The sequence below is a fragment of the Streptomyces similanensis genome (genome assembly GCF_039543625.1).
Lineage (GTDB): Bacteria > Actinomycetota > Actinomycetes > Streptomycetales > Streptomycetaceae > Streptomyces > Streptomyces similanensis.
On the sequence record NZ_BAABKC010000079.1, the window covers coordinates 64,388 to 89,586 of the forward strand.

Annotated in this window: 29 protein-coding genes; 25 read left to right on the forward strand and 4 right to left on the reverse strand. The window is 71.2% G+C overall.

The genetic code is table 11. The features are described 5' to 3' along the window. The first annotated feature begins 2 nt into the window (after positions 1–2). The 18 genes from ABEB07_RS25630 (at position 3) to ABEB07_RS25715 (ending at position 12,100) form a co-directional block, all read left to right on the forward strand. A complete protein-coding gene (locus ABEB07_RS25630; RefSeq protein ID WP_003948630.1) occupies positions 3–188 on the forward strand; it encodes a type Z 30S ribosomal protein S14 in 186 nt (61 codons plus the stop codon). A 213-nt stretch (positions 189–401) separates the two neighbouring features. Then, positions 402–800, forward strand: coding sequence for a 30S ribosomal protein S8 (gene rpsH, locus ABEB07_RS25635; RefSeq protein ID WP_026252022.1), 399 nt, complete (start codon positions 402–404; stop codon positions 798–800). A gap of 24 nt (positions 801–824) precedes the next feature. Beyond that, the gene (gene rplF / locus ABEB07_RS25640; RefSeq protein WP_164587870.1) at positions 825–1,364 is read left to right on the forward strand and encodes a 50S ribosomal protein L6; all 540 of its coding nucleotides are present in this window, start codon (positions 825–827) and stop codon (positions 1,362–1,364) included. Between the two features lie 3 nt (positions 1,365–1,367). Then, entirely contained in the window at positions 1,368–1,751 is a 384-nt protein-coding gene (gene rplR, locus ABEB07_RS25645) for a 50S ribosomal protein L18 (RefSeq protein ID WP_345670478.1), read from the forward strand. 64 nt (positions 1,752–1,815) lie between these two features. Further along, on the forward strand, positions 1,816–2,421 hold the full coding sequence (rpsE, locus tag ABEB07_RS25650) for a 30S ribosomal protein S5 (protein WP_015658456.1): 606 nt from the start codon (positions 1,816–1,818) through the stop codon (positions 2,419–2,421). A gap of 2 nt (positions 2,422–2,423) precedes the next feature. Further along, the gene (gene rpmD, locus ABEB07_RS25655; protein ID WP_009190145.1) at positions 2,424–2,606 is read left to right on the forward strand and encodes a 50S ribosomal protein L30; all 183 of its coding nucleotides are present in this window, start codon (positions 2,424–2,426) and stop codon (positions 2,604–2,606) included. 2 nt (positions 2,607–2,608) lie between these two features. Next, the gene (gene rplO / locus ABEB07_RS25660) at positions 2,609–3,064 is read left to right on the forward strand and encodes a 50S ribosomal protein L15 (RefSeq protein WP_009190146.1); all 456 of its coding nucleotides are present in this window, start codon (positions 2,609–2,611) and stop codon (positions 3,062–3,064) included. A 181-nt stretch (positions 3,065–3,245) separates the two neighbouring features. Beyond that, positions 3,246–4,559 (forward strand): preprotein translocase subunit SecY, encoded by a 1,314-nt coding sequence (gene secY, locus ABEB07_RS25665; RefSeq protein ID WP_164587872.1) that lies wholly within the window; start codon positions 3,246–3,248, stop codon positions 4,557–4,559. After that, a complete protein-coding gene (locus ABEB07_RS25670) occupies positions 4,559–5,221 on the forward strand; it encodes an adenylate kinase (protein ID WP_176150146.1) in 663 nt (220 codons plus the stop codon). Before secY ends, ABEB07_RS25670 begins: the two co-directional genes overlap by 1 nt. Positions 5,222–5,384: 163 nt before the next feature. Then, a complete protein-coding gene (map, locus tag ABEB07_RS25675; RefSeq protein ID WP_176150147.1) occupies positions 5,385–6,221 on the forward strand; it encodes a type I methionyl aminopeptidase in 837 nt (278 codons plus the stop codon). A gap of 225 nt (positions 6,222–6,446) precedes the next feature. Continuing rightward, positions 6,447–6,668 (forward strand): translation initiation factor IF-1, encoded by a 222-nt coding sequence (gene infA, locus ABEB07_RS25680; RefSeq protein ID WP_003948620.1) that lies wholly within the window; start codon positions 6,447–6,449, stop codon positions 6,666–6,668. A gap of 64 nt (positions 6,669–6,732) precedes the next feature. Continuing rightward, positions 6,733–6,846 carry a 50S ribosomal protein L36 gene (gene rpmJ / locus ABEB07_RS25685; protein WP_003998809.1) on the forward strand — a complete coding sequence of 38 codons (114 nt, stop codon included), beginning with the start codon at positions 6,733–6,735 and terminating at the stop codon, positions 6,844–6,846. Between the two features lie 201 nt (positions 6,847–7,047). Continuing rightward, positions 7,048–7,428: a 30S ribosomal protein S13 gene (gene rpsM, locus ABEB07_RS25690; protein WP_164587875.1), complete on the forward strand. Its 381-nt coding sequence runs from the start codon at positions 7,048–7,050 to the stop codon at positions 7,426–7,428. A 65-nt stretch (positions 7,429–7,493) separates the two neighbouring features. Continuing rightward, on the forward strand, positions 7,494–7,898 hold the full coding sequence (gene rpsK, locus ABEB07_RS25695) for a 30S ribosomal protein S11 (RefSeq protein ID WP_003956432.1): 405 nt from the start codon (positions 7,494–7,496) through the stop codon (positions 7,896–7,898). 115 nt (positions 7,899–8,013) lie between these two features. After that, on the forward strand, positions 8,014–9,036 hold the full coding sequence (locus ABEB07_RS25700; RefSeq protein ID WP_024755423.1) for a DNA-directed RNA polymerase subunit alpha: 1,023 nt from the start codon (positions 8,014–8,016) through the stop codon (positions 9,034–9,036). A 121-nt stretch (positions 9,037–9,157) separates the two neighbouring features. Then, the gene (rplQ, locus tag ABEB07_RS25705; protein WP_164587876.1) at positions 9,158–9,652 is read left to right on the forward strand and encodes a 50S ribosomal protein L17; all 495 of its coding nucleotides are present in this window, start codon (positions 9,158–9,160) and stop codon (positions 9,650–9,652) included. A gap of 142 nt (positions 9,653–9,794) precedes the next feature. Next, positions 9,795–10,649 carry a tRNA pseudouridine(38-40) synthase TruA gene (gene truA, locus ABEB07_RS25710; RefSeq protein WP_345670481.1) on the forward strand — a complete coding sequence of 285 codons (855 nt, stop codon included), beginning with the start codon at positions 9,795–9,797 and terminating at the stop codon, positions 10,647–10,649. A gap of 110 nt (positions 10,650–10,759) precedes the next feature. Further along, positions 10,760–12,100, forward strand: coding sequence for a UDP-glucose dehydrogenase family protein (locus tag ABEB07_RS25715; RefSeq protein ID WP_345670482.1), 1,341 nt, complete (start codon positions 10,760–10,762; stop codon positions 12,098–12,100). 235 nt (positions 12,101–12,335) lie between these two features. Here the strand turns inward: ABEB07_RS25715 and ABEB07_RS25720 are convergent, their stop codons facing one another. After that, the gene (locus ABEB07_RS25720) at positions 12,336–13,211 is read right to left on the reverse strand and encodes a hypothetical protein (RefSeq protein ID WP_345670483.1); all 876 of its coding nucleotides are present in this window, start codon (positions 13,209–13,211) and stop codon (positions 12,336–12,338) included. Positions 13,212–13,602: 391 nt separating this feature from the next. Between ABEB07_RS25720 and rplM the strand changes: the two genes are divergently transcribed. From rplM to glmM, 3 genes are all read left to right on the forward strand, one after another. Beyond that, positions 13,603–14,046 (forward strand): 50S ribosomal protein L13, encoded by a 444-nt coding sequence (gene rplM / locus ABEB07_RS25725; protein WP_037858438.1) that lies wholly within the window; start codon positions 13,603–13,605, stop codon positions 14,044–14,046. A 42-nt stretch (positions 14,047–14,088) separates the two neighbouring features. Further along, positions 14,089–14,601 carry a 30S ribosomal protein S9 gene (gene rpsI / locus ABEB07_RS25730; protein WP_164587904.1) on the forward strand — a complete coding sequence of 171 codons (513 nt, stop codon included), beginning with the start codon at positions 14,089–14,091 and terminating at the stop codon, positions 14,599–14,601. Positions 14,602–14,831: 230 nt separating this feature from the next. Then, on the forward strand, positions 14,832–16,190 hold the full coding sequence (glmM, locus tag ABEB07_RS25735; protein ID WP_176150151.1) for a phosphoglucosamine mutase: 1,359 nt from the start codon (positions 14,832–14,834) through the stop codon (positions 16,188–16,190). A gap of 40 nt (positions 16,191–16,230) precedes the next feature. Here glmM and ABEB07_RS25740 read toward each other — a convergent pair whose 3' ends face one another. Together ABEB07_RS25740 and coaA are read right to left on the reverse strand one after the other, a co-directional pair. Next, positions 16,231–17,187 carry a DUF389 domain-containing protein gene (locus ABEB07_RS25740; protein WP_345670484.1) on the reverse strand — a complete coding sequence of 319 codons (957 nt, stop codon included), beginning with the start codon at positions 17,185–17,187 and terminating at the stop codon, positions 16,231–16,233. Between the two features lie 37 nt (positions 17,188–17,224). Continuing rightward, positions 17,225–18,214 carry a type I pantothenate kinase gene (gene coaA / locus ABEB07_RS25745; protein WP_164587901.1) on the reverse strand — a complete coding sequence of 330 codons (990 nt, stop codon included), beginning with the start codon at positions 18,212–18,214 and terminating at the stop codon, positions 17,225–17,227. A 222-nt stretch (positions 18,215–18,436) separates the two neighbouring features. Here coaA and ABEB07_RS25750 point away from each other — a divergent pair, with 222 nt between their 5' ends. The 3 genes from ABEB07_RS25750 to ABEB07_RS25760 all read left to right on the forward strand — a co-directional run bounded on the left by ABEB07_RS25750 (position 18,437) and on the right by ABEB07_RS25760 (position 21,690). Then, positions 18,437–19,228 carry a hypothetical protein gene (locus ABEB07_RS25750; RefSeq protein ID WP_345670485.1) on the forward strand — a complete coding sequence of 264 codons (792 nt, stop codon included), beginning with the start codon at positions 18,437–18,439 and terminating at the stop codon, positions 19,226–19,228. 171 nt (positions 19,229–19,399) lie between these two features. Beyond that, complete coding sequence (gene glmS / locus ABEB07_RS25755) at positions 19,400–21,247, forward strand: glutamine--fructose-6-phosphate transaminase (isomerizing) (protein ID WP_345670486.1); 1,848 nt, start codon at positions 19,400–19,402, stop codon at positions 21,245–21,247. A 71-nt stretch (positions 21,248–21,318) separates the two neighbouring features. Next, a complete protein-coding gene (locus ABEB07_RS25760; RefSeq protein WP_164587898.1) occupies positions 21,319–21,690 on the forward strand; it encodes a holo-ACP synthase in 372 nt (123 codons plus the stop codon). A gap of 42 nt (positions 21,691–21,732) precedes the next feature. On the opposite strand, the gene ABEB07_RS25765 is transcribed toward ABEB07_RS25760, so the two are convergent. Next, on the reverse strand, positions 21,733–23,547 hold the full coding sequence (locus tag ABEB07_RS25765) for a PP2C family protein-serine/threonine phosphatase (RefSeq protein ID WP_345670487.1): 1,815 nt from the start codon (positions 23,545–23,547) through the stop codon (positions 21,733–21,735). 192 nt (positions 23,548–23,739) lie between these two features. Between ABEB07_RS25765 and ABEB07_RS25770 the strand changes: the two genes are divergently transcribed. Continuing rightward, on the forward strand, positions 23,740–25,176 hold the full coding sequence (locus tag ABEB07_RS25770; protein WP_345670488.1) for an NAD(P)H-hydrate dehydratase: 1,437 nt from the start codon (positions 23,740–23,742) through the stop codon (positions 25,174–25,176). The last annotated feature ends 23 nt before the right edge of the window (positions 25,177–25,199 follow it).

Below are 25,199 nucleotides of genomic sequence, written 5' to 3' on the forward strand. Positions count from 1 at the left end.
AGATGGCGAAGAAGGCTCTGATCGCTAAGGCTGCTCGCAAGCCCAAGTTCGGTGTGCGTGGCTACACGCGCTGCCAGCGCTGCGGCCGTCCGCACTCCGTCTACCGCAAGTTCGGCCTGTGCCGCGTGTGCCTTCGTGAGATGGCTCACCGTGGCGAGCTGCCGGGCGTGACCAAGAGCTCCTGGTAACAGCCCACTTGGGTTGAAGCAGGACTCTCGGTAAGCAACCGGGGTCGGCAGGCGACCCATCCCCCATGCCTTAGGCTTGTGGGGTTGGGCGCCCGCCGCGCCCTAAACGACTTACTACGCCGTAGGTCCACCGCGCCGCACCCGTCCCGTCTCGGATCGGGGAGAGGGATGGCGCACCAGGAAACCCCGGCGAGAGAGGCCGAAGGCCAATTCATGACCATGACTGATCCGATCGCAGACATGCTTACGCGTCTGCGGAACGCGAACTCGGCATACCACGACTCCGTGACGATGCCGGCATCGAAGATCAAGTCGCACATCGCGGAGATCCTCCAGCAGGAGGGCTTCATCACCGGCTGGAAGACCGAGGACGCCGAGGTCGGCAAGAACCTCGTCCTCGAGCTGAAGTACGGCCCGAACCGTGAGCGCTCCATCGCGGGCATCAAGCGGATCTCCAAGCCCGGTCTCCGGGTGTACGCGAAGTCCACCAACCTGCCCAAGGTGCTCGGTGGCCTCGGCGTGGCGATCATCTCCACGTCGCACGGTCTCCTGACCGACAAGCAGGCCGGCAAGAAGGGCGTGGGTGGGGAAGTCCTCGCCTACGTCTGGTAGCGGAAGGGAACGGAGGAAACAGCTATGTCGCGTATTGGCAAGCTCCCCATCACGGTTCCCGCCGGCGTGGACGTCACCATCGACGGCCGTACGGTCAAGGTCAAGGGCCCCAAGGGCGAGCTGACCCACACCGTCGCCTCGCCGATCGAGATCGTCCGGGACGAGGACGGCGTTCTGAACGTCACCCGCCCGAACGACGAGCGTCAGAACAAGGCCCTGCACGGCCTGTCCCGCACGCTGGTGGCGAACATGATCACCGGCGTGACCCAGGGTTACGTGAAGAAGCTCGAGATCAGCGGTGTCGGTTACCGCGTGACGGCCAAGGGTTCGAACCTCGAGTTCGCTCTGGGCTACAGCCACCCGATCACCGTCGAGGCGCCCGAGGGCATCACCTTCAAGGTGGAGGCCCCCACCCGCTTCTCGGTCGAGGGCATCGACAAGCAGAAGGTCGGCGAGGTTGCGGCCAACATCCGCAAGCTGCGCAAGCCCGACCCGTACAAGGCCAAGGGTGTCAAGTACGAGGGCGAAGTCATCCGCCGCAAGGTCGGAAAGGCGGGTAAGTAAGCCATGGCATACGGGCAGAAGATCCTCAAGGGCGACGCCTACAAGCGCGCCGCGATCAAGCGCCGTCACATCCGGATCCGCAAGCGGATCTCCGGTACGGCGGAGCGCCCCCGTCTGGTCGTGACCCGCTCGAACCGCCACATCGTGGCGCAGGTGATCGACGACCTCAAGGGCCACACCGTGGCATCGGCGTCCACGCTGGACACGTCGATCCGCGGCGGCGAGGGCGACAAGTCCTCGCAGGCCAAGCAGGTCGGCGCCCTGGTCGCCGAGCGCGCCAAGGCCGCCGGTGTCGAGGCCGTCGTGTTCGACCGTGGTGGCAACCAGTACGCAGGTCGGATCGCGGCTCTGGCTGACGCCGCCCGCGAAGCCGGTCTGAAGTTCTGAGTCGCCCGTCGCGGCAGCGACTGATGTTGCTGCGAGCTAGCGGAAACAGAGAGAGGTAATTCCAATGGCTGGACCCCAGCGCCGCGGTGGCGGTGCCGGTGGCGGCGAGCGGCGGGACCGGAAGGGCCGTGACGGCGGCGCAGCTGCCGCCGAGAAGACCGCGTACGTTGAGCGCGTCGTCGCGATCAACCGCGTCGCCAAGGTTGTGAAGGGTGGTCGTCGCTTCAGCTTCACCGCGCTGGTCGTGGTGGGCGACGGTGACGGCACCGTGGGTGTCGGATACGGCAAGGCCAAGGAGGTGCCGGCCGCCATCGCCAAGGGTGTTGAGGAGGCCAAGAAGCACTTCTTCAAGGTCCCCCGCATCCAGGGCACCATCCCGCACCCGATCCAGGGTGAGAAGGCTGCCGGCGTCGTGCTGCTCAAGCCCGCGTCCCCGGGTACCGGCGTTATCGCCGGTGGTCCGGTGCGCGCCGTGCTCGAGTGCGCCGGCATCCACGACATCCTGTCGAAGTCCCTGGGCTCCGACAACGCGATCAACATCGTGCACGCCACGGTGGAGGCCCTCAAGGGCCTTCAGCGTCCCGAGGAGGTCGCGGCCCGCCGCGGTCTGCCGCTCGAGGACGTCGCCCCCGCGGCTCTCCTTCGTGCGCGTGCCGGGGCTGGTGCGTAATCATGGCGCAGCTCAAGATCACGCAGACGAAGTCCTACATCGGCAGCAAGCAGAACCACCGCGACACCCTGCGTTCCCTGGGCCTCAAGCGCCTGGGTGACGTGGTCGTCAAGGAGGATCGTCCCGAGTTCCGCGGCATGGTGCACACCGTCCGCCACCTCGTGACGGTCGAGGAGGTCGACTGATCATGGCGGAGCAGAACCCGCTCAAGATCCACAACCTCCGTCCCGCCCCGGGCGCCAAGACCGCCAAGACCCGTGTGGGTCGTGGTGAGGCGTCGAAGGGTAAGACGGCCGGTCGTGGTACCAAGGGCACGAAGGCCCGTTACCAGGTTCCGGAGCGCTTCGAGGGTGGCCAGATGCCCCTCCACATGCGTCTCCCGAAGCTGAAGGGCTTCAAGAACCCGTTCAAGACCGAGTACCAGGTCGTGAACCTCGACAAGCTCACCGCGCTCTACCCCGAGGGCGGCGAGGTCACGGTCGAGGACCTGGTGGCCAAGGGCGCCGTTCGCAAGAACAGCCTGGTCAAGGTCCTGGGCCAGGGCGAGGTCTCCGTGGCGCTGCAGGTGACGGTCGACGCCGTCTCCGGCTCCGCCAAGGAGAAGATCACCGCCGCCGGCGGCACTGTCACCGAGCTCGTCTGATTCCCTCAGGCGTCTCGATGACGTAGACGAACCCGACCGGGGATGCCTCACAATGAGGTATCCCCGGTTGGTCGTTCCATGGGGGGCATGGTCGCCGGTAAGGTGGCCTGCACTGTTCTTTTTCGTCGAACCTCAAGACCCGTCACCCTGACGCACTTGCGCGGGGGTCGCAGGAGGCACCGTGCTCACCGGCTTCGCCCGGGCGTTCAGGACGCCCGACCTGCGCAAGAAGCTGCTCTTCACGCTCGGCATCATCGTGGTGTACCGCGTCGGTACCCACATCCCGATCCCGGGCGTCAACTACAAGGCCGTCCAGACGTGTGTGACCGAGGCCTCCGGCAACCAGGGTCTCTTCGGTCTCGTCAACATGTTCAGCGGCGGCGCGCTTCTGCAGATCACCGTCTTCGCGCTGGGGATCATGCCGTACATCACGGCGAGCATCATCCTGCAGCTGCTGACCGTGGTGATCCCGCGCCTCGAGGCCCTCAAGAAGGAGGGCCAGGCCGGCACCGCGAAGATCACCCAGTACACCCGGTACCTGACGGTGGCGCTCGCGATCCTGCAGGGCACCGGCCTGGTGGCCACCGCCCGCAGCGGCGCCCTGTTCAACGGCTGCTCGGTCGCCGGCAACATCGTCCCGGACCGCGCGATCTTCACCACCATCACGATGGTGATCTGCATGACCGCGGGCACCTGCGTGGTCATGTGGCTCGGTGAGCTGGTCACCGACCGCGGCATCGGCAACGGCATGTCGATCCTGATGTTCATCTCGATCGCCGCCACCTTCCCGTCCGCGCTGTGGGCCATCAAGAAGTCCGGCAAGCTGGCCGACGGCTGGATCGAGTTCGGCACCGTCATCCTGGTCGGCCTGGTCATGGTCGGCCTGGTCGTCTTCGTCGAGCAGGCCCAGCGCCGTATCCCGGTGCAGTACGCCAAGCGGATGATCGGCCGCCGGTCCTACGGCGGTACGTCCACGTACATCCCGCTCAAGGTGAACCAGGCGGGTGTGATTCCCGTCATTTTCGCCTCGTCGCTGCTCTACATTCCGGCGCTCGTCGCGCAGTTCGCCGGTGGCAACGCGGGCTGGAAGACGTGGGTCACCCAGAACCTGACCAAGGGCGATCACCCGCTTTACATCACTTTGTACTTCTTGCTCATCGTGTTCTTCGCGTTCTTCTACGTGGCGATCTCCTTCAACCCCGAGGAAGTCGCGGACAACATGAAGAAGTATGGTGGCTTCATCCCGGGCATCCGGGCTGGCCGACCGACCGCTGAGTACCTCTCGTACGTGCTCAACCGGATCACCTGGCCGGGTTCGCTGTACCTGGGTCTGATCGCTCTCGTACCGACGATGGCGTTGGTTGGCTTCGGGGCAAGCCAGAACTTCCCGTTCGGCGGCACGAGCATCCTGATCATCGTGGGTGTCGGCCTGGAGACGGTGAAGCAGATCGAGAGCCAGCTCCAGCAGCGCAATTACGAAGGGTTCCTCCGCTGATGCGAATCGTCCTCGTCGGGCCGCCGGGCGCCGGTAAGGGAACGCAGGCCGTACGCCTTGCCGAGAAGCTGTCGATCCCGCACATCTCCACGGGTGACCTGTTCCGCGCCAACATCAGCGGGCAGACGGAACTGGGCAAGCTCGCGAAGTCCTACATGGACGCCGGCGAGCTCGTACCCGACGAGGTCACGATCGCCATGGCGAAGGACCGCATGGAGCAGCCGGACGCCGAGGGCGGCTTCCTGCTGGACGGCTTCCCGCGCAACGTCTCGCAGGCCGAGGCGCTGGACGAGCTGCTGACCGGCGAGAGCATCACGCTGGACGCGGTGCTCGACCTGGAGGTCTCCGAGGACGAGGTCGTCAAGCGGATCGCCGGCCGGCGCATCTGCCGCAACGACTCCAGCCACGTCTTCCACGTGACGTACAGCAAGCCGAAGCGGGAGGGCGTCTGCGACGTCTGCGGCGGCGAGCTGTACCAGCGCGACGACGACCACGAGGACACCGTGCGCAAGCGGCTGGAGGTCTACCACTCGCAGACCGAGCCGATCATCGACTACTACAAGGCGCAGGGCCTGGTCGTGACGATCCCGGCGCTCGGCCCGGTGGACGAGATCACGCGGCGCGCGCTGGAGGCGCTCAAGCGCGAGGACGCCACCCAGTAGCCCGCAGTGCGTCGGGCGCAGCCGCGGTTCCCGCTCGGGGGCCGCGGCTGAGCTGTGGGCGGGACGTACGCGCCCACGGCGTGCCGGACGCCCCCGTATCGTTGTAGTAGCCGAGCGCTGTAGCAGCCGAGCCCGTCTCCGGTCCAGAAAGGCCCCCGTCCCCATGGTGCAGATCAAGACCCCCGAGCAGATCGCCACGATGCGTGCGGCGGGCCTGGTCGTCGCCGCGATCCACGCGGCCACCCGGGAGGCGGCCGTGCCCGGGGCGACCACCAAGGACCTGGACCAGGTGGCCCGCAAGGTGCTCGCCGAGCACGGCGCCAAGCCGAACTTCCTCGGCTACGGCGGCTTCCCGGCGACCATCTGCACCTCGGTGAACGAGGTCGTGGTGCACGGCATCCCCTCCGACGACGTCGTCCTGAAGGACGGCGACGTGATCTCCATCGACTGCGGCGCCATCGTGGACGGCTGGCACGGCGACGCGGCGTACACCGCCTTCGTCGGCTCCGGCCACGCCCCGGAGCTGATCGAGCTGTCCCGGGTGACCGAGGAGTCGATGTGGGCCGGCATCGCGGCCATGAAGCTCGGCAACCGCCTGGTCGACGTCTCCCGCGCGATCGAGACGTACATCCGCCGCCAGCCCAAGCCGGGCGGCGGCCGCTACGGCATCATCGAGGACTACGGCGGCCACGGCATCGGCACCGAGATGCACATGGACCCGCACCTGCTGAACTACGTCGAGCGCCGGCGCGGTAAGGGTCCCAAGCTGGTCCCCGGCTTCTGCCTGGCCATCGAGCCCATGGTCTCCCTCGGCACCCCGAAGACGCGGGTGCTGGAGGACGAGTGGACGGTCATCACCACCGACGGCACCTGGTCCTCGCACTGGGAGCACTCCGTCGCCCTGACCGAGCAGGGCCCCCTGGTCCTGACCGCCCCCGACGGCGGCCGCGCCAAGCTGGCCGAGTACGGCGTCACGGCCGCGCCGGACCCGCTCGCCTGACGACCGCCCGGCCCCGCCCGCGGCCGGCGTTCGCCGGGCCCGGCGTCGCGGCCGCGCCCGATCCGCCGGCATAACGATCTCCGGCGTGGGGCAGGCTTCCCCGATTCGTGTTTCCGGGTGCGCTGACGTAGACTGACTCGTCGGCTCTCGTGCACCCGCATGTCCGCATGCGCCCGTAAGGGAAGCAGGAGAGTCGATCAAGGTAGTCGATTCGAAGGGCGAAGCGTGGCCAAGAAGCAAGGTGCCATCGAGATCGAGGGCACTGTCGTCGAGTCTCTGCCGAACGCCATGTTCAAGGTCGAGCTCCAGAACGGCCACCAGGTCCTGGCACACATCAGCGGCAAGATGCGTATGCACTACATCCGCATCCTCCCTGACGACCGGGTCGTGGTGGAGCTGTCTCCGTACGACCTGACGCGTGGCCGGATCGTCTACCGGTACAAGTAGATCTTGCCCCAGGTTCCGTGTTCCACACGGGGCTGCCGGCAACTGACCCGGAGAACCTCACCCAATGAAGGTCAAGCCGAGCGTCAAGAAGATCTGCGACAAGTGCAGGGTGATCCGCCGTCACGGCCGGGTCATGGTCATCTGCGAGAACCCGCGCCACAAGCAGCGCCAGGGCTGACGCACGACCGACCGCACCCTCTGCACCTCTATCGCAGAGTTTCGCGCGACGCGAGCTGAATATGTTCATACGCAGGTCCCGAGCGGCGTGACTGTCCGCTCGACACCCCCGGTTCGGAGGCCGGGGACCCAGTTCGTACCTCGTACGGCGGCTGGGAACCGGTCCTGTGGAAGACCTCCGAAGATCAACTGGAGCCATTGAATGGCACGCGTTTCCGGTGTCGACATCCCGCGCGAAAAGCGCGTGGAGGTCGCCCTCACCTACGTGTTCGGCATCGGCCGGACCCTGTCCCAGGCGACGCTGGCTGCCACCGGCATCGACCCCAACACCCGCGTCCGCGACCTCTCCGAGGAGCAGCTCGTCGCGATCCGCGAGTACGTGGACAGCAACATCAAGACCGAGGGTGACCTCCGTCGCGAGATCCAGGCCGACATCCGCCGCAAGGTCGAGATCGGCTGCTACCAGGGTCTGCGGCACCGCCGCGGTCTGCCCGTCCGCGGTCAGCGCACCAGCACGAACGCCCGTACCCGCAAGGGCCCGCGTCGCGCCATCGCCGGCAAGAAGAAGCCGGGCAAGAAGTAGTCCGCAGCGGACTCGCCGTCCAGCGGTCTTCGCTGTAGGACCGACCACCTCCCGTAGGAGAAGACATGCCCCCCAAGGGACGTCAGGGCGCTGCCAAGAAGGTGCGCCGCAAGGAAAAGAAGAACGTCGCTCACGGCCACGCGCACATCAAGAGCACGTTCAACAACACCATCGTTTCGATCACCGACCCGAGCGGCAACGTGATCTCCTGGGCCTCCGCCGGCCACGTCGGCTTCAAGGGCTCCCGGAAGTCCACGCCGTTCGCCGCGCAGATGGCCGCCGAGTCGGCCGCCCGCCGCGCCCAGGAGCACGGCATGCGCAAGGTCGACGTGTTCGTGAAGGGTCCGGGTTCCGGTCGTGAGACCGCGATCCGTTCGCTTCAGGCCACCGGTCTCGAGGTCGGCTCCATCCAGGACGTCACCCCGACCCCGCACAACGGCTGCCGCCCGCCGAAGCGTCGTCGCGTCTGACCTCGCTTCACAAGGCTTCTCGGGCGGTACGGCTCCTTCGGGCCGTGCCGCCCGTACCCTTGCAGTACAAGTCGGGCGTCAAATAGCGGGCGCCCCTGACTGAAGGATTCACTCCATGCTGATCGCTCAGCGTCCCTCGTTGACCGAAGAGGTCGTCGACGAGTTCCGCTCCCGGTTCGTGATCGAGCCGCTGGAGCCGGGCTTCGGCTACACCCTCGGCAACTCCCTGCGCCGTACGCTCCTCTCCTCGATCCCGGGTGCGGCGGTCACGTCCATCCGCATCGACGGCGTCCTGCACGAGTTCACCACCGTGCCGGGTGTCAAGGAGGACGTCACCGACCTGATCCTCAACATCAAGCAGCTGGTCGTCTCCTCGGAGCACGACGAGCCGGTCGTGATGTACCTGCGCAAGCAGGGCCCGGGTCTGGTCACCGCCGCCGACATCGCGCCCCCGGCCGGTGTCGAGGTGCACAACCCCGACCTCGTCCTCGCCACGCTCAACGGCAAGGGCAAGCTGGAGATGGAGCTGACCGTCGAGCGCGGTCGCGGCTACGTCTCCGCCGTGCAGAACAAGCAGGCGGGCCAGGAGATCGGCCGTATCCCGGTCGACTCCATCTACTCGCCGGTGCTCAAGGTCACGTACAAGGTCGAGGCCACCCGAGTCGAGCAGCGCACCGACTTCGACAAGCTGATCGTCGACGTCGAGACCAAGCAGGCGATGCGTCCGCGTGACGCCATGGCCTCCGCGGGCAAGACGCTGGTCGAGCTGTTCGGTCTCGCCCGCGAGCTGAACATCGACGCCGAGGGCATCGACATGGGTCCGTCCCCGACGGACGCCGCGCTCGCCGCCGATCTGGCGCTGCCGATCGAGGAGCTGGAGCTCACCGTTCGGTCGTACAACTGCCTCAAGCGCGAGGGCATCCACTCCGTGGGTGAGCTGGTCGCCCGCTCCGAGGCCGACCTGCTCGACATCCGCAACTTCGGTGCGAAGTCGATCGACGAGGTCAAGGCGAAGCTGGCCGGTATGGGCCTCGCGCTGAAGGACTCGCCCCCCGGGTTCGACCCGACCGCCGCCGCCGACGCCTTCGGCGCGGACGACGACGCGGACGCGGGCTTCGTCGAGACCGAGCAGTACTGAGCCCGGGACCGACGGTCCGATTCCGGGGCTGAACAGCCCCGGATCTCCGACAGGCGACCGCCTGCTCGGATACTGACTCCGGTACCTGACACGGCCGGGGCAGACACCTAGGAGAAACACCATGCCGAAGCCCACCAAGGGTGCCCGTCTGGGCGGCAGCGCCGCGCACGAGAAGCTGCTCCTCGCGAACCTCGCGAAGGCGCTCTTCGAGCACGGCCGCATCACCACCACCGAGGCGAAGGCCCGCCGCCTGCGCCCGTACGCCGAGCGTCTGGTCACCAAGGCGAAGAAGGGCGACCTTCACAACCGCCGCCAGGTGCTCCAGGTCATCTCGGACAAGGGCATCGTCCACACGCTCTTCACCGAGATCGGCCCGCGGTACGAGAACCGTCCCGGTGGCTACACCCGCATCACCAAGATCGGCAACCGCCGTGGCGACAACGCGCCCATGGCCGTCATCGAGCTGGTCGAGGCGCTGACGGTGCAGCAGAACGCCGTGGGTGAGGCCGAGGCCGCCACCAAGCGCGCGGTCAAGGAGTCCGACGAGGCCAAGGCCGCGGAGACCACCGAGGCTCCGGCCGAGGAGGCCGCTGCCGAAGAGTCGAAGGACGCGTAAGCGTTCTGCCGGGGACTGCCGGCCTGCGGCTGCGGCCCCGCCGTGGCCGGTCGCGCAGTTCCCCGCGCCCCTTGAGGGCGTTGGCGGGCCCGTTCCTTTTCAGGGACGGGCCCGCTTTTCGTGCACCTGAGAGGATTCCCGTGTGAGTGACGAAGTACAGCCCGGGCAGGTCCGTGTCCGGCTCGACCTGTCCTACGACGGTTCCGGCTTCCACGGCTGGGCCAAGCAGGCCGGCGGCAGGCGGACCGTGCAGGGGGAGATCGAGGACGCGCTGCGCACGGTCACGCGGTCCCAGGAGACGTACGAGCTGACCGTCGCCGGGCGGACCGACGCGGGGGTGCACGCGCGGGGCCAGGTGGCGCACGTGGACCTGCCCGAGCAGGTGTGGCGCGAGCACCACGAGAAGCTGCTCAAGCGGCTCGCCGGGCGGCTGCCCCGCGATGTGCGGGTGTGGGCCCTGCGGCCCGCCCCCAGCGGCTTCAACGCCCGTTTCTCGGCCGTCTGGCGCCGCTACGCCTACCGCGTCACCGACAACCCCGGCGGCGTCGACCCGCTGCTGCGCGGGCACGTCCTGTGGCACGACTGGCCGCTCGACGTGGCCGCCATGAACGAGGCGGCCCGCCATCTGCTGGGCGAGCACGACTTCGCCGCGTACTGCAAGAAGCGCGAGGGCGCGACCACCATCCGCACCCTCCAGGAGCTGAGCCTTGAGCGCGGCGCCGACGGGATCGTCACGGCGACCGTGCGCGCGGACGCCTTCTGCCACAACATGGTGCGCTCGCTGATCGGCGCGCTGCTGTTCGTCGGCGACGGCCACCGCGCTCCCGACTGGCCCGGGAAGGTGCTGGCGGCGGGCGTGCGGGACTCGGCCGTGCACGTGGTGCGGCCGCACGGGCTGACCCTGGAGGAGGTCGGCTACCCGGCCGACGAGCTGCTGGCCGCGCGCAGCCGCGAGGCCCGCAACAAGCGGTCCCTGCCGTCCGCCGGCTGCTGCTGAGCCGCCGCTGACACCCGGTGACGGTACGGGTGCGGTGGGCCGGGGAACTCGCCGGTGCACCCGCGGCGCCGTACGGCTCGGCGGGGACGTACGGCGAGAGGGGCTGATCCATGCGGCTCACCGTCATCGGCACCGGGTATCTCGGCGCCACGCACGCCGCCTGCATGGCGGAGCTGGGACACGAGGTGGTCGGCCTGGACACCGACGCCGGCCGGCTCGCGGCGCTGCGGGCCGGGCGGGCGCCGTTCCACGAGCCGCGGCTGGCCGAACTGATCGCCCGGCACACGGCGAGCGGCCGGCTGCGCTTCACCGCCTCCTACGAGGAGGCCGGCGCCTTCGGACAGGTGCACTTCGTGTGCGTGGGCACCCCGCAGCGCCGGGACGCGGAGGGCGCCGACCTCGCGTACGTCGAGAGCGCCTTCGAGGCGATCGCCCGGCACGCGCGCAAGGGCGCGCTGCTGGTCGGCAAGTCGACGGTGCCGGTCGGCACCGCGGCACGGCTCGCCGACGCGCACCGGGTGGAGATCGCCTGGAACCCGGAGTTCCTGCGGGAGGGCTTCGCCGTCGCGGACACGCTCGCGCCGGACCGGCTGGTTCTCGGGGTGCGCACCGCGCGCGCCGAGCGGCTGCTGCGCCGGGTCTACGGCACGGTCCTGGCCGCCGGGACGCCGCTGGTCGTCACCGACTTCGCCACCGCCGAGCTGGTCAAGACGGCCGCGAACTCCTTCCTCGCCACCAAGATCTCCTTCATCAACGCGATGGCCGAGGTGTGCGAGGCGAGCGGCGGCGACGTGCGGCGGCTGGCCGAGGCGCTGGGGTACGACGAGCGGATCGGGCGGGCGTTCCTGCGGGCCGGGGTGGGGTTCGGCGGCGGGTGTCTGCCCAAGGACATCCGGGCCTTCGCGCACCGCGCCGCCGAGCTGGGCGTGGACCTGGGCTTCCTGCGCGAGGTCGACGCGATCAACATGCGCCGCCGGGACCGGGTGATCGCGCTGGCCCGCGAGGCGTGCGGCGGGAGCGTCCTCGGGGCGCGCGTGGCGGTGCTGGGCGCGGCCTTCAAGCCGGACTCGGACGACATCCGCGACTCGCCCGCGCTGAACGTGGCGGCGCGGCTGGACCTGGACGGTGCGGACGTGACGGTCTACGACCCCGAGGCGATGGACAACGCGCGCAAGGCGTTCCCGCTGCTCGGCTACGCGCTGTCGGCCGAGGAGGCGCTGCGCGGGGCGGAGCTGGTGCTGCACCTGACCGAGTGGCCGCAGTTCCGGGAGCTGGACCCGTGGCGGGCGGCCGCCCTGGTGCGGCGACCGCGGATCGTGGACGGCCGGGGCGCGCTGGACGCGCGGCGGTGGCGGGCGGCCGGCTGGTGGTTCCGCGCCCTGGGCAGTCCGGCGCAGCCCCCGCCCGGGGCGGACGGCGCGACGACGCCTCCGGACCCGGCGGACGCGTAGGCCGGGGCCGGCCGGTCACGTGGGCCGGGGCCGGGGAGCGGCTGCCGCTGGATCTCGTCGCGGCGCACGGCCCCGCCGGCCGGTGCCGCCGGCCGCGCTCCGGCTGCGGGGCCACTTGCGGCGGGGCAGTCCGGCCGGATCGCCGGGCGGCGGGACGTGCGGCGGGGGTGGCGGGTGCGCTTGGCCGGGGTGTGCCGACCGGTGCTCGGCCGGGGGTGATGCGGCGCGGGGCGGGTTACTGGTTCGCGGCTGCCGAGGCCTGGGCCTCGCCGCGGCGGCGGATCTGGCCGAAGGCGAAGGCGGCGAGGTCGTCGCCGGTGCGGAAGACCTTCGTGTCCTTGGTGGTCACGTTCTTGTCGCCGGGGAAGCCGCTGATGGTGAAGTAGGCGTAGCGGCCGTAGGAGTTGGTGGTGGAGCGGCAGACCGCGCCGGCGCAGAAGGGCTTGACGCCGCCGCCGGTGAGCGGCCTGACGATGCTCTTCTTGTCGGCCTGGCCCTTGGCCGCGGTGGCCTGCGCCTCGGTGCCGAAGACCGCGACGCCGACCGTGGCCGTGACGCCGTCCTTGGTGTAGGTGGCGCGGATCAGCCGGGTGCAGCCGTTGGCGGTGAGGACCTTGGCGAGGGTGCCCTGGGCGGCCGAGGCGCAGTTCCTGGTGTCGGCCGTGGGGCCCTTCTTGTACACGTTCCCGGTCATGGTCAGCCGGGCGCCGGGGAAGAGGGTGTCCGGGCTGAGCGGGGCGGTGTCCTTCTTGGCGCTGGCTATGAAGTCCTTCGGGTCCAGCGGGGGCGGCGCGGTGGTGGGCGCGAAGGAGGGGGCCGCCGAGCCGCTGGGCAGCGTGGCGGTGGCGGACGGCTGGGCGGGGCCGCCGTGGGCGTCGTCGTCGCCGTCGGCGGACATCACGGCCACGGCGACGGCCGCGCCGACGGCGACCGTGGCCAGCACGCCGCCGCCGACGAACAGCAGCCGGCGCCGCTTGTTGCGGGTCTCCGACGCCTCGGCCAGCGCGGCCCAGTCGGGAGTCCCGTCGTCACCCCCGCCGTTCCACGGCTGCTGCGAGTGCGGTTTCCAGGGATCCCACTGGGACTGCGAGCCCCCCTGCCCAAAACTCATGGGGCGCATCTTAGACGCCGGTCGGGCGGGCGCCCCGCCCTGTGCGGGCCCGGGAAACGGGGGCCGGGGGCGTTGCGCACGATTGCGGCCGGTATGCGGCGGGCATGGGGTGGGGGCTTCGCGCCTCGGTGCCCCGTACACTGGGGCTGGAACACGCAGGGGACCGCGCCGGCCACCCCGTTTTGACCCCTGGAGGGCCGCGCAGGTACTCTGCATGTTCGTTGTGTATTGGCTTGGCTCTTCTCACGGACCCGGCCCTTACACCGGTCCACCGGGCCGATGACCAGCGACCAGCACGCGGTTTGCGTCACCGCTGTGCGGTCACGGCTGTCGTGATCGTCTTCGGTGACCTTGTCAGGACCATTCACTGAAGAAGCGAAGGCTACGAACCGTGCGTACGTACAGCCCCAAGCCCGGCGACATCACGCGCCAGTGGCACGTCATCGACGCCCAGGACGTCGTCCTCGGCCGTCTGGCGACCACCGCTGCCACCCTTCTGCGGGGCAAGCACAAGCCGATCTACGCGCCGCACGTCGACGCTGGTGACTTCGTCATCATCATCAACGCGGACAAGGTGCACCTCTCCGGCAACAAGCGGACCCAGAAGATGGCGTACCGCCACTCCGGCTACCCGGGCGGTCTGCGGTCCGTCCGCTACGACGACCTCCTGGCGAACAACCCGGAGAAGGCCGTCGAGAAGGCCGTCAAGGGCATGCTGCCCAAGAACTCCCTCGGCCGTCAGATGCTCTCGAAGCTGAAGGTCTACAAGGGTGACCAGCACCCGCACGGCGCCCAGCAGCCGGTGCCGTTCGAGATCACCCAGGTCGCGCAGTAAGTCCGGCCACCCCCTAAGCCTGAAGAGAATCTGAGGAGAATCGTGGCCGAGACCACTGCCGAGCAGCCGCTCGAAGAGCTTGACATCGACAGCTACACCACCGAGTCCGAGGTCCCCGTCGAGGGTGAGTACACCTCGGAGTCCCTGGCCTCCCGCTTCGGCGAGCCGCAGCCGGCCGCCGGCCTGGGCCGCCGGAAGAACGCCATCGCCCGCGTCCGGATCGTCCCGGGCACCGGCAAGTGGAAGATCAACGGTCGCACCCTCGAGGACTACTTCCCGAACAAGGTGCACCAGCAGGAAGTCAACGAGCCCTTCAAGGTGCTGGAGCTCGAAGGCCGTTACGACGTCATCGCCCGGATCTCCGGTGGCGGTGTCTCCGGTCAGGCCGGCGCCCTGCGTCTCGGTGTCGCCCGCGCCCTGAACGAGGCCGACGTCGACAACAACCGCGGCGCGCTCAAGAAGGCCGGCTTCCTCAAGCGCGACGACCGTGCGGTCGAGCGCAAGAAGGCCGGTCTGAAGAAGGCCCGCAAGGCTCCGCAGTACAGCAAGCGCTAAACAGCGGCTGCCTGCGGACAGGCCTACTCCGAACGCCCCGGCGGCACGCCACTGTGCCACCGGGGCGTTCGTTTATCACAGGGCTTGGGCGTATAACGGCACAAGGTGCTCAAACGCTGGTGTGATCGGATGCCGAGACGCCGAGACGCCGAGACGCCGAGACGCCGAGATGCCGGAATGCCGGACACACCGGCACGGCTTCACGAACTGACGCTTTCTCAGGAGGACAAGTGGGACGACTCTTCGGCACGGACGGCGTGCGCGGTGTCGCCAACGCGGACCTGACCGCCGAGATGGCGCTCGGCCTCTCCGTCGCCGCGGCGCACGTACTGGCCGAGGCGGGCACCTTCGAGGGGCACCGTCCGAAGGCGGTCGTCGGCCGCGACCCGCGCGCCTCCGGTGAGTTCCTGGAGGCGGCCGTGGTCGCCGGCCTGGCGAGCGCGGGCGTGGACGTGCTGCGCGTCGGCGTGCTGCCGACGCCCGCGGTGGCGTACCTGACCGGCGCGCTCGGCGCCGACCTCGGTGTGATGCTGTCGGCCAGCCACAACGCGATGCCCGACAACGGCGTCAAGTTCTTCGCCCGCGGCGGCCACAAGCTCGCCGACGACCTGGAGGACCGGATCGAGAAGGTCTACGAGGAGCACCGCACCGGCGCTCCCTGGGACCGTCCCACCGGCTCGGGCGTCGGCCGCGTACGCGACTACGACGAGGGCTTCGACCAGTACGTCGCCCACCTCCTGGCCGCCCTGCCGAACCGTCTCGACGGGCTGAGGATCGTGCTGGACGAGGCGCACGGCGCCGCCGCGCGGGTCTCCCCGGAGGCGTTCCAGCGGGCCGGCGCGGAGATCGTCACCATCGGCGCCGAGCCGGACGGCCTCAACATCAACGACGGCTGCGGCTCCACCCACCTGGGCAAGCTGAAGGCCGCCGTCGTCGAGCACGGCGCCCACCTCGGCATCGCGCACGACGGCGACGCCGACCGCTGTCTGGCCGTGGACCACACCGGCGAGGAGGTCGACGGCGACCAGATCCTCGCCGTGCTCGCGCTGGCGATGCGGGAGCGTTCCGCGCTGCGCTCCGACGCCGTCGTCGCGACCGTGATGTCGAACCTGGGCTTCAAGCTGGCCATGGAGCGCGAGGGCATCCACCTCGTGCAGACCGCCGTCGGCGACCGCTACGTCCTGGAGGAGATGAAGGAGAAGGACTACGCCCTCGGCGGCGAGCAGTCCGGGCACGTCATCATCCTCGACCACGCCACCACCGGCGACGGCACGCTGACCGGTCTGCTGCTGGCCGCCCGGATCGCCCAGAGCGGCCGTACGCTGCGGGACCTGGCGTCCGTGATGGAGCGCCTGCCGCAGGTCCTCGTCAATGTCCCGGACGTGGACAAGTCGCGGGTGAAGACCTCCGCCGACCTGGCCGCCGCCGTGAGTGAGGCCGAGCGCGAGCTGGGGGAGACCGGGCGGGTGCTGCTGCGCCCCTCCGGCACCGAGCCGCTGGTCCGTGTCATGGTCGAGGCCGCCGACATCGAGCAGGCCCGCACGGTGGCCGGCCGGCTGGCCGACGCGGTGAAGTCGGCGCTGGGCTAGCGGCCGCCGCCGGACCGGCCCCGGCCGTCCCGGCCGCCCCTCACGACGCGCCCCGGCGGACGCCCGCCGGGGCGCGGTCGCGCTGTCTGGACCAGAGGAGTTTCTGGACGAGCAGGGTGAGGGCGCCGGCCAGGACGATGCCGAACAGGTTCAGCAGCAGCTGCGTGGTGGAGCCCCGGGTCTGCGCGGTGTCGCCGTAGGCGAGCGCCACGGCCGCGTTGGCGGCGGCCGGGACGGTGGTCACGGAGATGGCGACGCCGACCAGGGCGCCCGACTTGGCCGAGGTCAGGGAGAGCGTTCCGGCGGCGCCGGCGAGGACCGCCACCACGAAGGAGAACGCGTCGGGGGCGTAGACGAAGTTGGTGTTGGGCCGCGCTCCCTCCAGCTTGGCCTTGCTGAACAGGCCGAGCGCGTCCATGACGAGGCTGAAGCCGACGGTCACCGCCATCGCCAGCGCGAAGCCGGCCAGCAGGGCGACCAGGGAGCGCAGGGCCAGCCGCGGCGCCCCGCGCACCAGGGCCGTGCTGATCCCGGCCAGCGGCCCGAACTCCGGGCCCACCGCCATCGCCCCGACGATCAGCACGGCGTTGTCGAGCACCACGCCGCAGGCGGCGATCATGGTGGCCAGTGTGATGAACGCCAGATAGGTGACCGACAGCGTCGACTCCTCGTGGGTGGCCTCCGTCAGCTCCTCCCACAGCACCGCGTCCGCGGCCTCGCCCGGCGCCTCCCGCTCGGCCTCCTCGGCCCGCTTCGACAGCGACAGGTCGATGCTCTCCACGGCGATCGAACCGGCCTGGTCGATGCCCAACGCCCGCAGTTCGCCCAGTAGTTCGTCGGCCGCCTCGCGGGCGATGTCGCACATGACCACGTCCCCCGACGGGTCGCGGGCGGCGCCCGGCAGCACCACCAGATGGGCGGTGCCGACCGTTTCGCGCACCACGGCGACCACGTCGTCGGTCCGGTCCGCGGGGGTGATCAGTCGCAGATGCAGCATGGGGGGCAGCGTAGACGCCCCCGCGCGGCCGGTCCGGTCAGAGCTTGCGCAGGCTGAGCCGCTGCACCTTGTGGTCGGGGCCCTTGCGCACCACGAGCGTGGCGCGGCCCCGGGTGGGCGCGATGTTCTCCACCAGATTGGGCTTGTTGACGGTCCGCCACATGGTGCGGGCGTAGTCGAGCGCCTCGTCCTCGGACACCTGGGTGTACTTGCGGAAGTAGGAGGACGGGTCCTGGAAGGCGGTGTCGCGCAGCTTGCGGAACCGGTTCAGGTACCAGCGCTCGATGTCCTCGGTGCGCGCGTCGACGTACACGCTGAAGTCGAAGTAGTCGGCGAGGCCGACCCGGGTGCGGCCGTCGGTGCCGGGCAGGGCGGGCTGGAGGACGTTGAGCCCCTCCACGATCAGGATGTCCGGGCGGCGCACGGTGAGCTTCTCGCCGGGGACGATGTCGTAGATCAGGTGGGAGTAGACCGGGGCGGTGACCTCCCGCTTGCCGGCCTTGATGTCGGCGACGAACCGGGTCAGCGCCCGGCGGTCGTACGACTCCGGGAAGCCCTTGCGGGACATCAGCCCGCGGGTCTCCAGTTCCCGGGTGGGCAGCAGGAACCCGTCGGTGGTGACCAGTTCGACCCGGGGGTGTTCGGGCCAGCGGGACAGCAGCGCCTGGAGCAGCCGGGCGACGGTGGACTTGCCCACCGCGACCGACCCGGCGACGCCTATCACGAACGGGGTGCCCGACTGGGAGCCCTGTTCGCCGAGGAAGGTGTTCAGCGCGCCGCGCAGTTCGTCGGTGGCGCCGACGTAGAGGTTGAGCAGGCGGGACAGCGGCAGGTAGATGTCGCGGACCTCGTCGAGGTCGATGACGTCGCCCAGGCCGCGCAGCCGTTCCACCTCCTCGGCGGTCAGCGGGAGCGGCGTCTTGTCGCGCAGCGCGCTCCACTCGGCTCGGGTGAGGTCGACGTAGGGAGTCGCCTCCGGCTTGGACCGGTGGGCGCTCCGGGGCGTCGAGGGGACCGGTGAGATCACAGTCCATTGTTAACGGACTTTGAACGGGGCGGGAGGTGGGGTGCGTCACGCGGGGCGGGCGGGCCGTGCGGACGGACTGTGCGTCGGCTGTGAAGATCACGTGGGTGTCACGGTCGGGTACCGGGTGGTGACATGATGATCATCTTTTGGGCGGCCGCACGTAAAGTGCGTGCAAAGCACCGCGGAGGCCGTCCGCGGCCGGTAGAGAAAGAGCTTCCACTCGTGAGATCCCCCGTGGTGCGCCGGACGGCGCTCGCCGCGTCCGCCGCCGCCCTCGCCCTGTTCGCCACCGCCTGCGGCGGTTCCTCCGACGAGGGCGACAAGGGCGCCGACGGCAGGACCGCCCAGGCGGACAAGTCCGCCTCCGCCGCGCCGGCCGCCACGAAGCCGCTGTCCGCCGCCGAGCTGGAGAAGGCCGCGCTGGCGCAGACGGACGTCAAGAGCGGCAAGGTCGTCACCAAGCTGCCCGCCACGGACGACATCGCGCAGGACAAGGTCAAGACGGACAAGGCGGCCTGCGCGCCGCTCGGCCTGCTCCAGGTCGGCTCCTACGCCGGCAAGCCCGCGGCGAGCGTGAAGCGCTCCTGGACCGGCGACGCGAAGAAGCCCGAGGCCGGCGCGAGCGCCGAGGACAGCATGGTCGCCGCCCTCGACCGGGCGAAGGTCGTGCTCACCCTGGCCTCCTACGCGGACGGCGGCGCCGAGCAGGCGATGAAGGATCTGACGAAGGCGGCCGCGGACTGCGCCGGCGGCTTCTCCTTCACCGCGGACGGCGAGACGACCAAGGTCGCCAAGGTCGCCGTCACCGCCGCCCCGCAGGGCGCCGACGAGGCGCTGGCCCTGACCTCGACGGTGGACGCCGAGGGCGACAAGTTCCCGGCGAAGAGCGTCGTCGTCCGCAAGGGCGCGACCCTGGCCTACTTCCCCGCCGTGAACATGGCCTCGGCCGCCAGCGGCAAGGACTGGGCCTTCCCCACCGAGATCGTGGACGCGCAGCTCGCCAAGCTGAAGTGACGGCGCGGGGCGGCCGCGTGGCGTAGCGCGGTCGCTCGGCGCGCGGCGGCCGTCCGGACCGGGGCGGTCGCCGGGAATTCCCGCCGGGGCGTTCGTACCCCGGTGGGAATTTCCGATTTCGGGCACACGGCGGCCGGTTTCGCGGCCTGACGGGCCGTAGGCTGCGGTGCCATGTGCGGAATCGTGGGATACGTGGGGTCGCAGTCGGCACTCGAAGTCGTGATGGCCGGACTGAAGCGGCTGGAATACCGGGGCTACGACTCGGCCGGCGTCGCCGTCCTCGCCGACGGCGGGCTGGCGGCGGCCAAACGGGCCGGCAAGCTGGTCAACCTGGAGAAGGAACTGGTCGACCGGCCGCTGCCGACCGGCTCCACCGGCATCGGGCACACCCGGTGGGCCACCCACGGCGGCCCCACCGACGCCAACGCCCACCCGCACCTGGACAACGCCGGCCGGGTCGCCGTCGTCCACAACGGCATCATCGAGAACTTCGCCCTGCTCCGCGCCGAGCTGGCCGAGCGTGGGCACGAGCTGTCCTCCGACACCGACACCGAGGTCGTCGCCCACCTGCTCGCCGAGGAGTTCTCCGGCTGCGCCGATCTGGCCGAGGCGATGCGGCTGGTCTGCCGCCGGCTGGAGGGCGCGTTCACGCTGGTCGCGGTGCACGCCGACGAGCCCGACGTGGTCGTGGGCGCGCGCCGCAACTCCCCGCTGGTGGTGGGGGTCGGCGAGGGCGAGGCCTTCCTCGCCTCGGACGTCGCCGCGTTCATCGCCCACACCCGCTCCGCGATCGAACTGGGCCAGGACCAGGTGGTGGAGCTGCGCCGGGACGGGGTGACGGTCACCGGGTTCGACGGGCAGCCGGCCGAGGTCCGCCCCTACAACGTCGACTGGGACGCGGAGGCCGCCGAGAAGGGCGGCTACGACTACTTCATGCTGAAGGAGATCGCCGAGCAGCCCAAGGCGGTCGCCGACACGCTGCTGGGCCGGATCGACGCGGCCGGGAACCTGACGCTGGACGAGGTCCGCATCTCCGCGGCCGAGTTGCGCGAGATGGACAAGGTCGTCATCGTCGCCTGCGGCACGGCCTTCCACTCGGGGCTGATCGCCAAGTACGCCATCGAGCACTGGACCCGCATCCCGTGCGAGGTCGAACTCGCCAGCGAGTTCCGCTACCGGGACCCGATCCTGGACGCGCAGACGCTGGTCATCGCCATCTCCCAGTCCGGCGAGACCATGGACACGCTGATGGCGCTGCGGCACGCCCGCGAGCAGGGCGCCAAGGTGCTGGCCATCTGCAACACCAACGGCTCGACGATCCCCCGGGAGTCGGACGCGGTGCTGTACACGCACGCCGGTCCTGAGGTGGCGGTCGCCTCCACCAAGGCGTTTTTGACCCAGCTGGTGGCCTGCTATCTGGTCGCGCTGTACCTGGGGCAGGTGCGGGGCACCAAGTGGGGCGACGAGATCCGGGCCGTCATCCGCGACCTGTCGCGGATCGGCGGGGCGGTGGAGCGGGTGCTGGAGACCATGGAGCCGGTGCGCGCGCTGGCGCGGTCGCTGGCCGGCAAGGACACGGTGCTGTTCCTGGGGCGGCACGTGGGCTATCCGGTCGCGCTGGAGGGCGCGCTGAAGCTGAAGGAACTCGCCTACATGCACGCCGAGGGGTTCGCGGCGGGCGAGCTGAAGCACGGGCCGATCGCGCTGATCGAGGAGGACCTGCCGGTCGTGGTGGTGGTGCCGTCGCCGCGCGGGCGGTCGCTGCTGCACGACAAGATCGTCTCCAACATCCAGGAGATCCGGGCCCGGGGCGCCCGGACCATCGTGATCGCGGAGGAGGGGGACGAGGCGGTGGAGGCGTACGCGGACCACCTGATCCGGATCCCGGTGACGCCCACGCTGCTCCAGCCGCTGGTGGCCACGGTGCCGTTGCAGGTGTTCGCCTGCGAGCTGGCCACGGCACGCGGCAACGAGGTGGACCAGCCCCGCAACCTGGCCAAGTCCGTGACGGTCGAGTAGTCCGGGCAGAGGGGCGGGTCGGCTCGGGTCGGCCCGGCGGCGGGCGGGTGACGGGCCGTAAGGTGCTCGGCATGAGCATCATCGGGGTCGGGATCGATGTGGCCGAGATCGATCGGTTCGCCGCGTCGCTGGAGCGGACGCCCAATCTGGTCCGTCGGCTGTTCGTGGAGCGGGAACTGCTGCTGCCCAGCGGGGAGCGGCGGGGCATGGCCTCGCTGGCGGCGCGGTTCGCCGCCAAGGAGGCCGTCGCCAAGGCCCTCGGCGCGCCGCCCGGACTGCTGTGGACCGACGCCGAGGTGTACGTCGAGGACAACGGGCGGCCCCGGCTGCGGGTGAAGGGGTCCGTCGCCGCGCGGGCCGCGGAACTCGGGGTGCGGTCGTGGCACCTCTCGCTCAGTCACGACGCGGGCGTCGCCTCCGCCGTCGTCATCGCCGAGGGCTGACCCGCCGGAGCCCCCCGGCGCCTCCCTGCGGCCCCGCCCGGGTCAGCCGCCCGCCGGCTCGCCGCCCACCAGGCGGAACGCCAGCACCGTGGCGTCGTCCTGCATCCGGTGGTCGGTGAGCCGGTCGACCAGACGGCGGGCGTAGGCGTCCAGCGCCTCGTCGCCCGGCGGGATGCCGTCGCGGGCGCCGTCCTGCGCGGCCCGCACCAGGCGGGACGCGTCGCGGTCCAGGTCCGAGCCGCGGCGCTCGATCAGCCCGTCCGAGTACAGCAGCACCACGTCGCCGGGGCGCAGCGCGGTCTCCGCCGCCGTGTACGTCTCGTCCGGCAGGACGCCCAGCGGCATGCCCGGCCCGCCCGGCGGCGGATCGAGCAGGCGGGCCGTCCGGTCGCGGATCAGGATCGGCAGCGGATGGCCCGCGCAGGTCCAGCGCAGCAGCGCGCGGCCCGGGTGGTAGCGGGCGACCACCGCCGTGGCCGTGGACTCCGCGCCGTCGTCGCAGGCGACCAGGTTCAGCCAGCCCGTCAGCTCCTCCACGGCCTCGCCGGTGAACGCCAGCCCGGCCAGCGCGTAACGCAGCTTCGCCATCAGGGTGATCGCGTCGAGACCGTGGCCGCGGGCGTCGCCCAGCGCGATCAGCACCTGGCCGGTCGGCAGGATCCGGGTCTTGTACCAGTCGCCGCCCACCCGTGCGGTGCGGCCCTCGGGGCGGTAGACGGCGGCCGCCTCCACGTCGTGGCCGCCCAGTTCGGCCGGGAACCGGGGCACGATGGCGTCTCGCAGGCGTTCGGCCACGTCGGCGACCGCGTCCGCCCGCTCCCGCTGCGCCCGCGCCTCCTGCATCGCCTGTTCGGCCAGCGTGCGGCTGTGCACGTCGGAGGTGACGTCCCGGCACACGGCGCGCAGCGTCCACACCGGGCCGAGCTGGGGCCGCACGGGTTCGGCGATGAACCGCAGGACGCGCGGGTGCGGGGTGGCCAGGCGCAGTTCCAGGTCCACGACCCGCCGCTCGCGCAGCACCACGTCGTGCACCGCCTGGTAGAGCGGTTCGCGGCTGTCCGGGGTCAGCATGCGGCCCAGTTCGAGCAGGTCCGGCAGGGGCTGCGAGGCGGCGAGCCCGAGGACCTTGTCCAGGCCGGTGGCCTCCACGGTGCCGTCGCCCAGGTTCCACTCGGCCCAGCACACCCGGGCCAGGTTCTGCGCGGCCTCGGCCATCCGGGCGCGGGCCTTCTCCCCGCGTTCCCAGGTGACCAGCAGCAGGTCGCCGAAGGGCGCGACGCGCACCTCGCTGCTCAGCCGCACCGCCCGTCCGTCCGGGCCGGACAGCGACCACTCGGCGGACTCGGGGCCCTGCGGCCGCCGGGTGCGGTGCGCCTCGGCGAGCATCCGGGGCACGGGGGTGTCGGCCAGGTTGGGGAAGCGTTCGAACAGCGGGACGGTCCCGGTGTGCGGCGGCAGGGCGCCGGGCGGGAAGTGGCTCTCCGCGTACCGCCGCGCGGTGACGTTGTGGCCCACGTAGCAGAAGTCGGCGATTCCCCCCGCCTCGTCCAGGGCCGGGAGGATCACCATCGCGGCGAGCGGCAGGGCGTCCAGCAACTGCCAGACCGGGGGCTCGGGGATCTTCAGGGGCGCGGCGGGGGCGCGCGATCTGCGGCGCCGCTCCTCCTCCGCGGACTCCACCGGGCAGACGGGGACGGCGTGCGCGGCCACGTACTGGCCGATGCGGAAGCGCTGCTCGGTCAGCAGCAGCTCCAGTGCCTGGAGCCAGCGGCCGTCTTGCCCGCCGGGGCCCGCGCCGACGGCGCCCGACGCCTCGGCCGGGCGCACCTCGTCCGTCCCGACCGGTTCGTCCTTCATGTCCGTGCGGGTCCCTTCTCTCGTCCCGTCCCGCTTCCCCGGTTTCCTCCCGTCGTCGCCGCCCTCCGCGGCTGCCGGGTTCCCCGGCGGGGCGGGTCCGCACCTGGAAGTGGAATCTCCCCTTCCATAAATGGTGCGGGGCCTGCCGGGTTCCCGCGCGGCATCCGGCGGATGCGGGGCAGACTCGACCGCATGCGTACCGCGTACAGCGTTGAAACGATCAGGACAGCAGAGCGCGCGCTGATGGCGCGGCTCCCCGACGGCGCCCTCATGCAGCGCGCCGCCGCCGGGCTCGCCGCCGCCTGCGCGGATCTGCTCGGGCGCGTCTACGGCCGCCGGGTGGTGCTGCTGGTGGGCAGCGGGGACAACGGCGGCGACGCCCTGTACGCCGGGGCCCGCCTCGCCCGGCGCGGCGCGGGCGTCACGGCGGTCCCGCTCGCCGGCGACCGCGTCCACTGCGGCGGCCTCGCCGCGCTGCGCCGGGCCGGCGGCGTCGTCGTTCACCCGGATGCCGCAGGAGAGGCCGTCGACCGGGCCGACCTGGTCGTGGACGGCATCGTCGGGATCGGCGGCACGGGCGGCCTGCGCGCCGGCGCCGCGCCGCTGGCCGAGCGCGCCGCGCGCTCCGGCGCCGCCGTCGTCGCCGTGGACCTGCCCAGCGGGGTCGAGGCGGACAGCGGGGAGGTGCGCGGCGACGCCGTCCGCGCCGACCTCACCGTCACCTTCGGCGCCCACAAGCCGGCCCTGCTGATCGACCCGGCCCGCGAGCACGCCGGCACGGTCCGCCTGGTCGACATCGGCCTGCGCCCCGAACTGCCCGCCGAGCCCGAGCTGGAGGCGTTGCAGCACGCGGACGTGGCCGCGCTGCTGCCGGCGCCGGCCGCCGAGAGCGACAAGTACCGCCGGGGCGTCGTCGGCATCGCGGCCGGCTCGGCCCGCTACCCCGGCGCGGCCGTGCTCGCCGTCTCCGGCGCGCTGCGCGGCGGCGCGGGGGCCGTACGGTACGTCGGCCCGGCCGGGGAGGCGGTCCTCGCCCGGTTCCCCGAGACGCTGGTGTCCGACCGGGGGCCGCACGAGGCGGGCCGGGTGCAGGCCTGGGTGGTGGGGCCGGGCGCCGGGGACGACGCCGGTACCGTCGCCGAGGTGCTGGCGACGGACGTACCCGTGCTGCTCGACGCGGACGGCCTGCGGCTGGCCGCCCGCGACGCCGTACGCGCCCGCAGCGCGCCGACGCTGATGACCCCGCACGCCGGTGAGGCCGCCGCCCTGCTCGGCGTGGCCCGCGAGGAGGTGGAGGCGGCCCGGCTGTCCGCCGCACGGGAACTGGCCGCGCGCTATGGCGCGACGGTCCTGCTGAAGGGCTCGACCACCCTCGTCGCCGACCCCGGCGGCGGCCCGGTGCGGGTCAACGCGACCGGCACGCCCTGGCTCGCCACGGCCGGCAGCGGCGACGTCCTGTCCGGCCTCGCCGGCTCCCTGCTCGCCGCCGGCCTGGCCCCGCGCGACGCGGGCGGCGTCGCCGCCTACCTGCACGGCCTGGCCGGCCGCCTCGCCGCCCACGGCGCCCCGATCGCCGCCCACGACATCGCCGAGACGATCCCGTCGGCCTGGCGCGACGTACACGACTGAGGCCGCCGACTTCAAGGCGTACG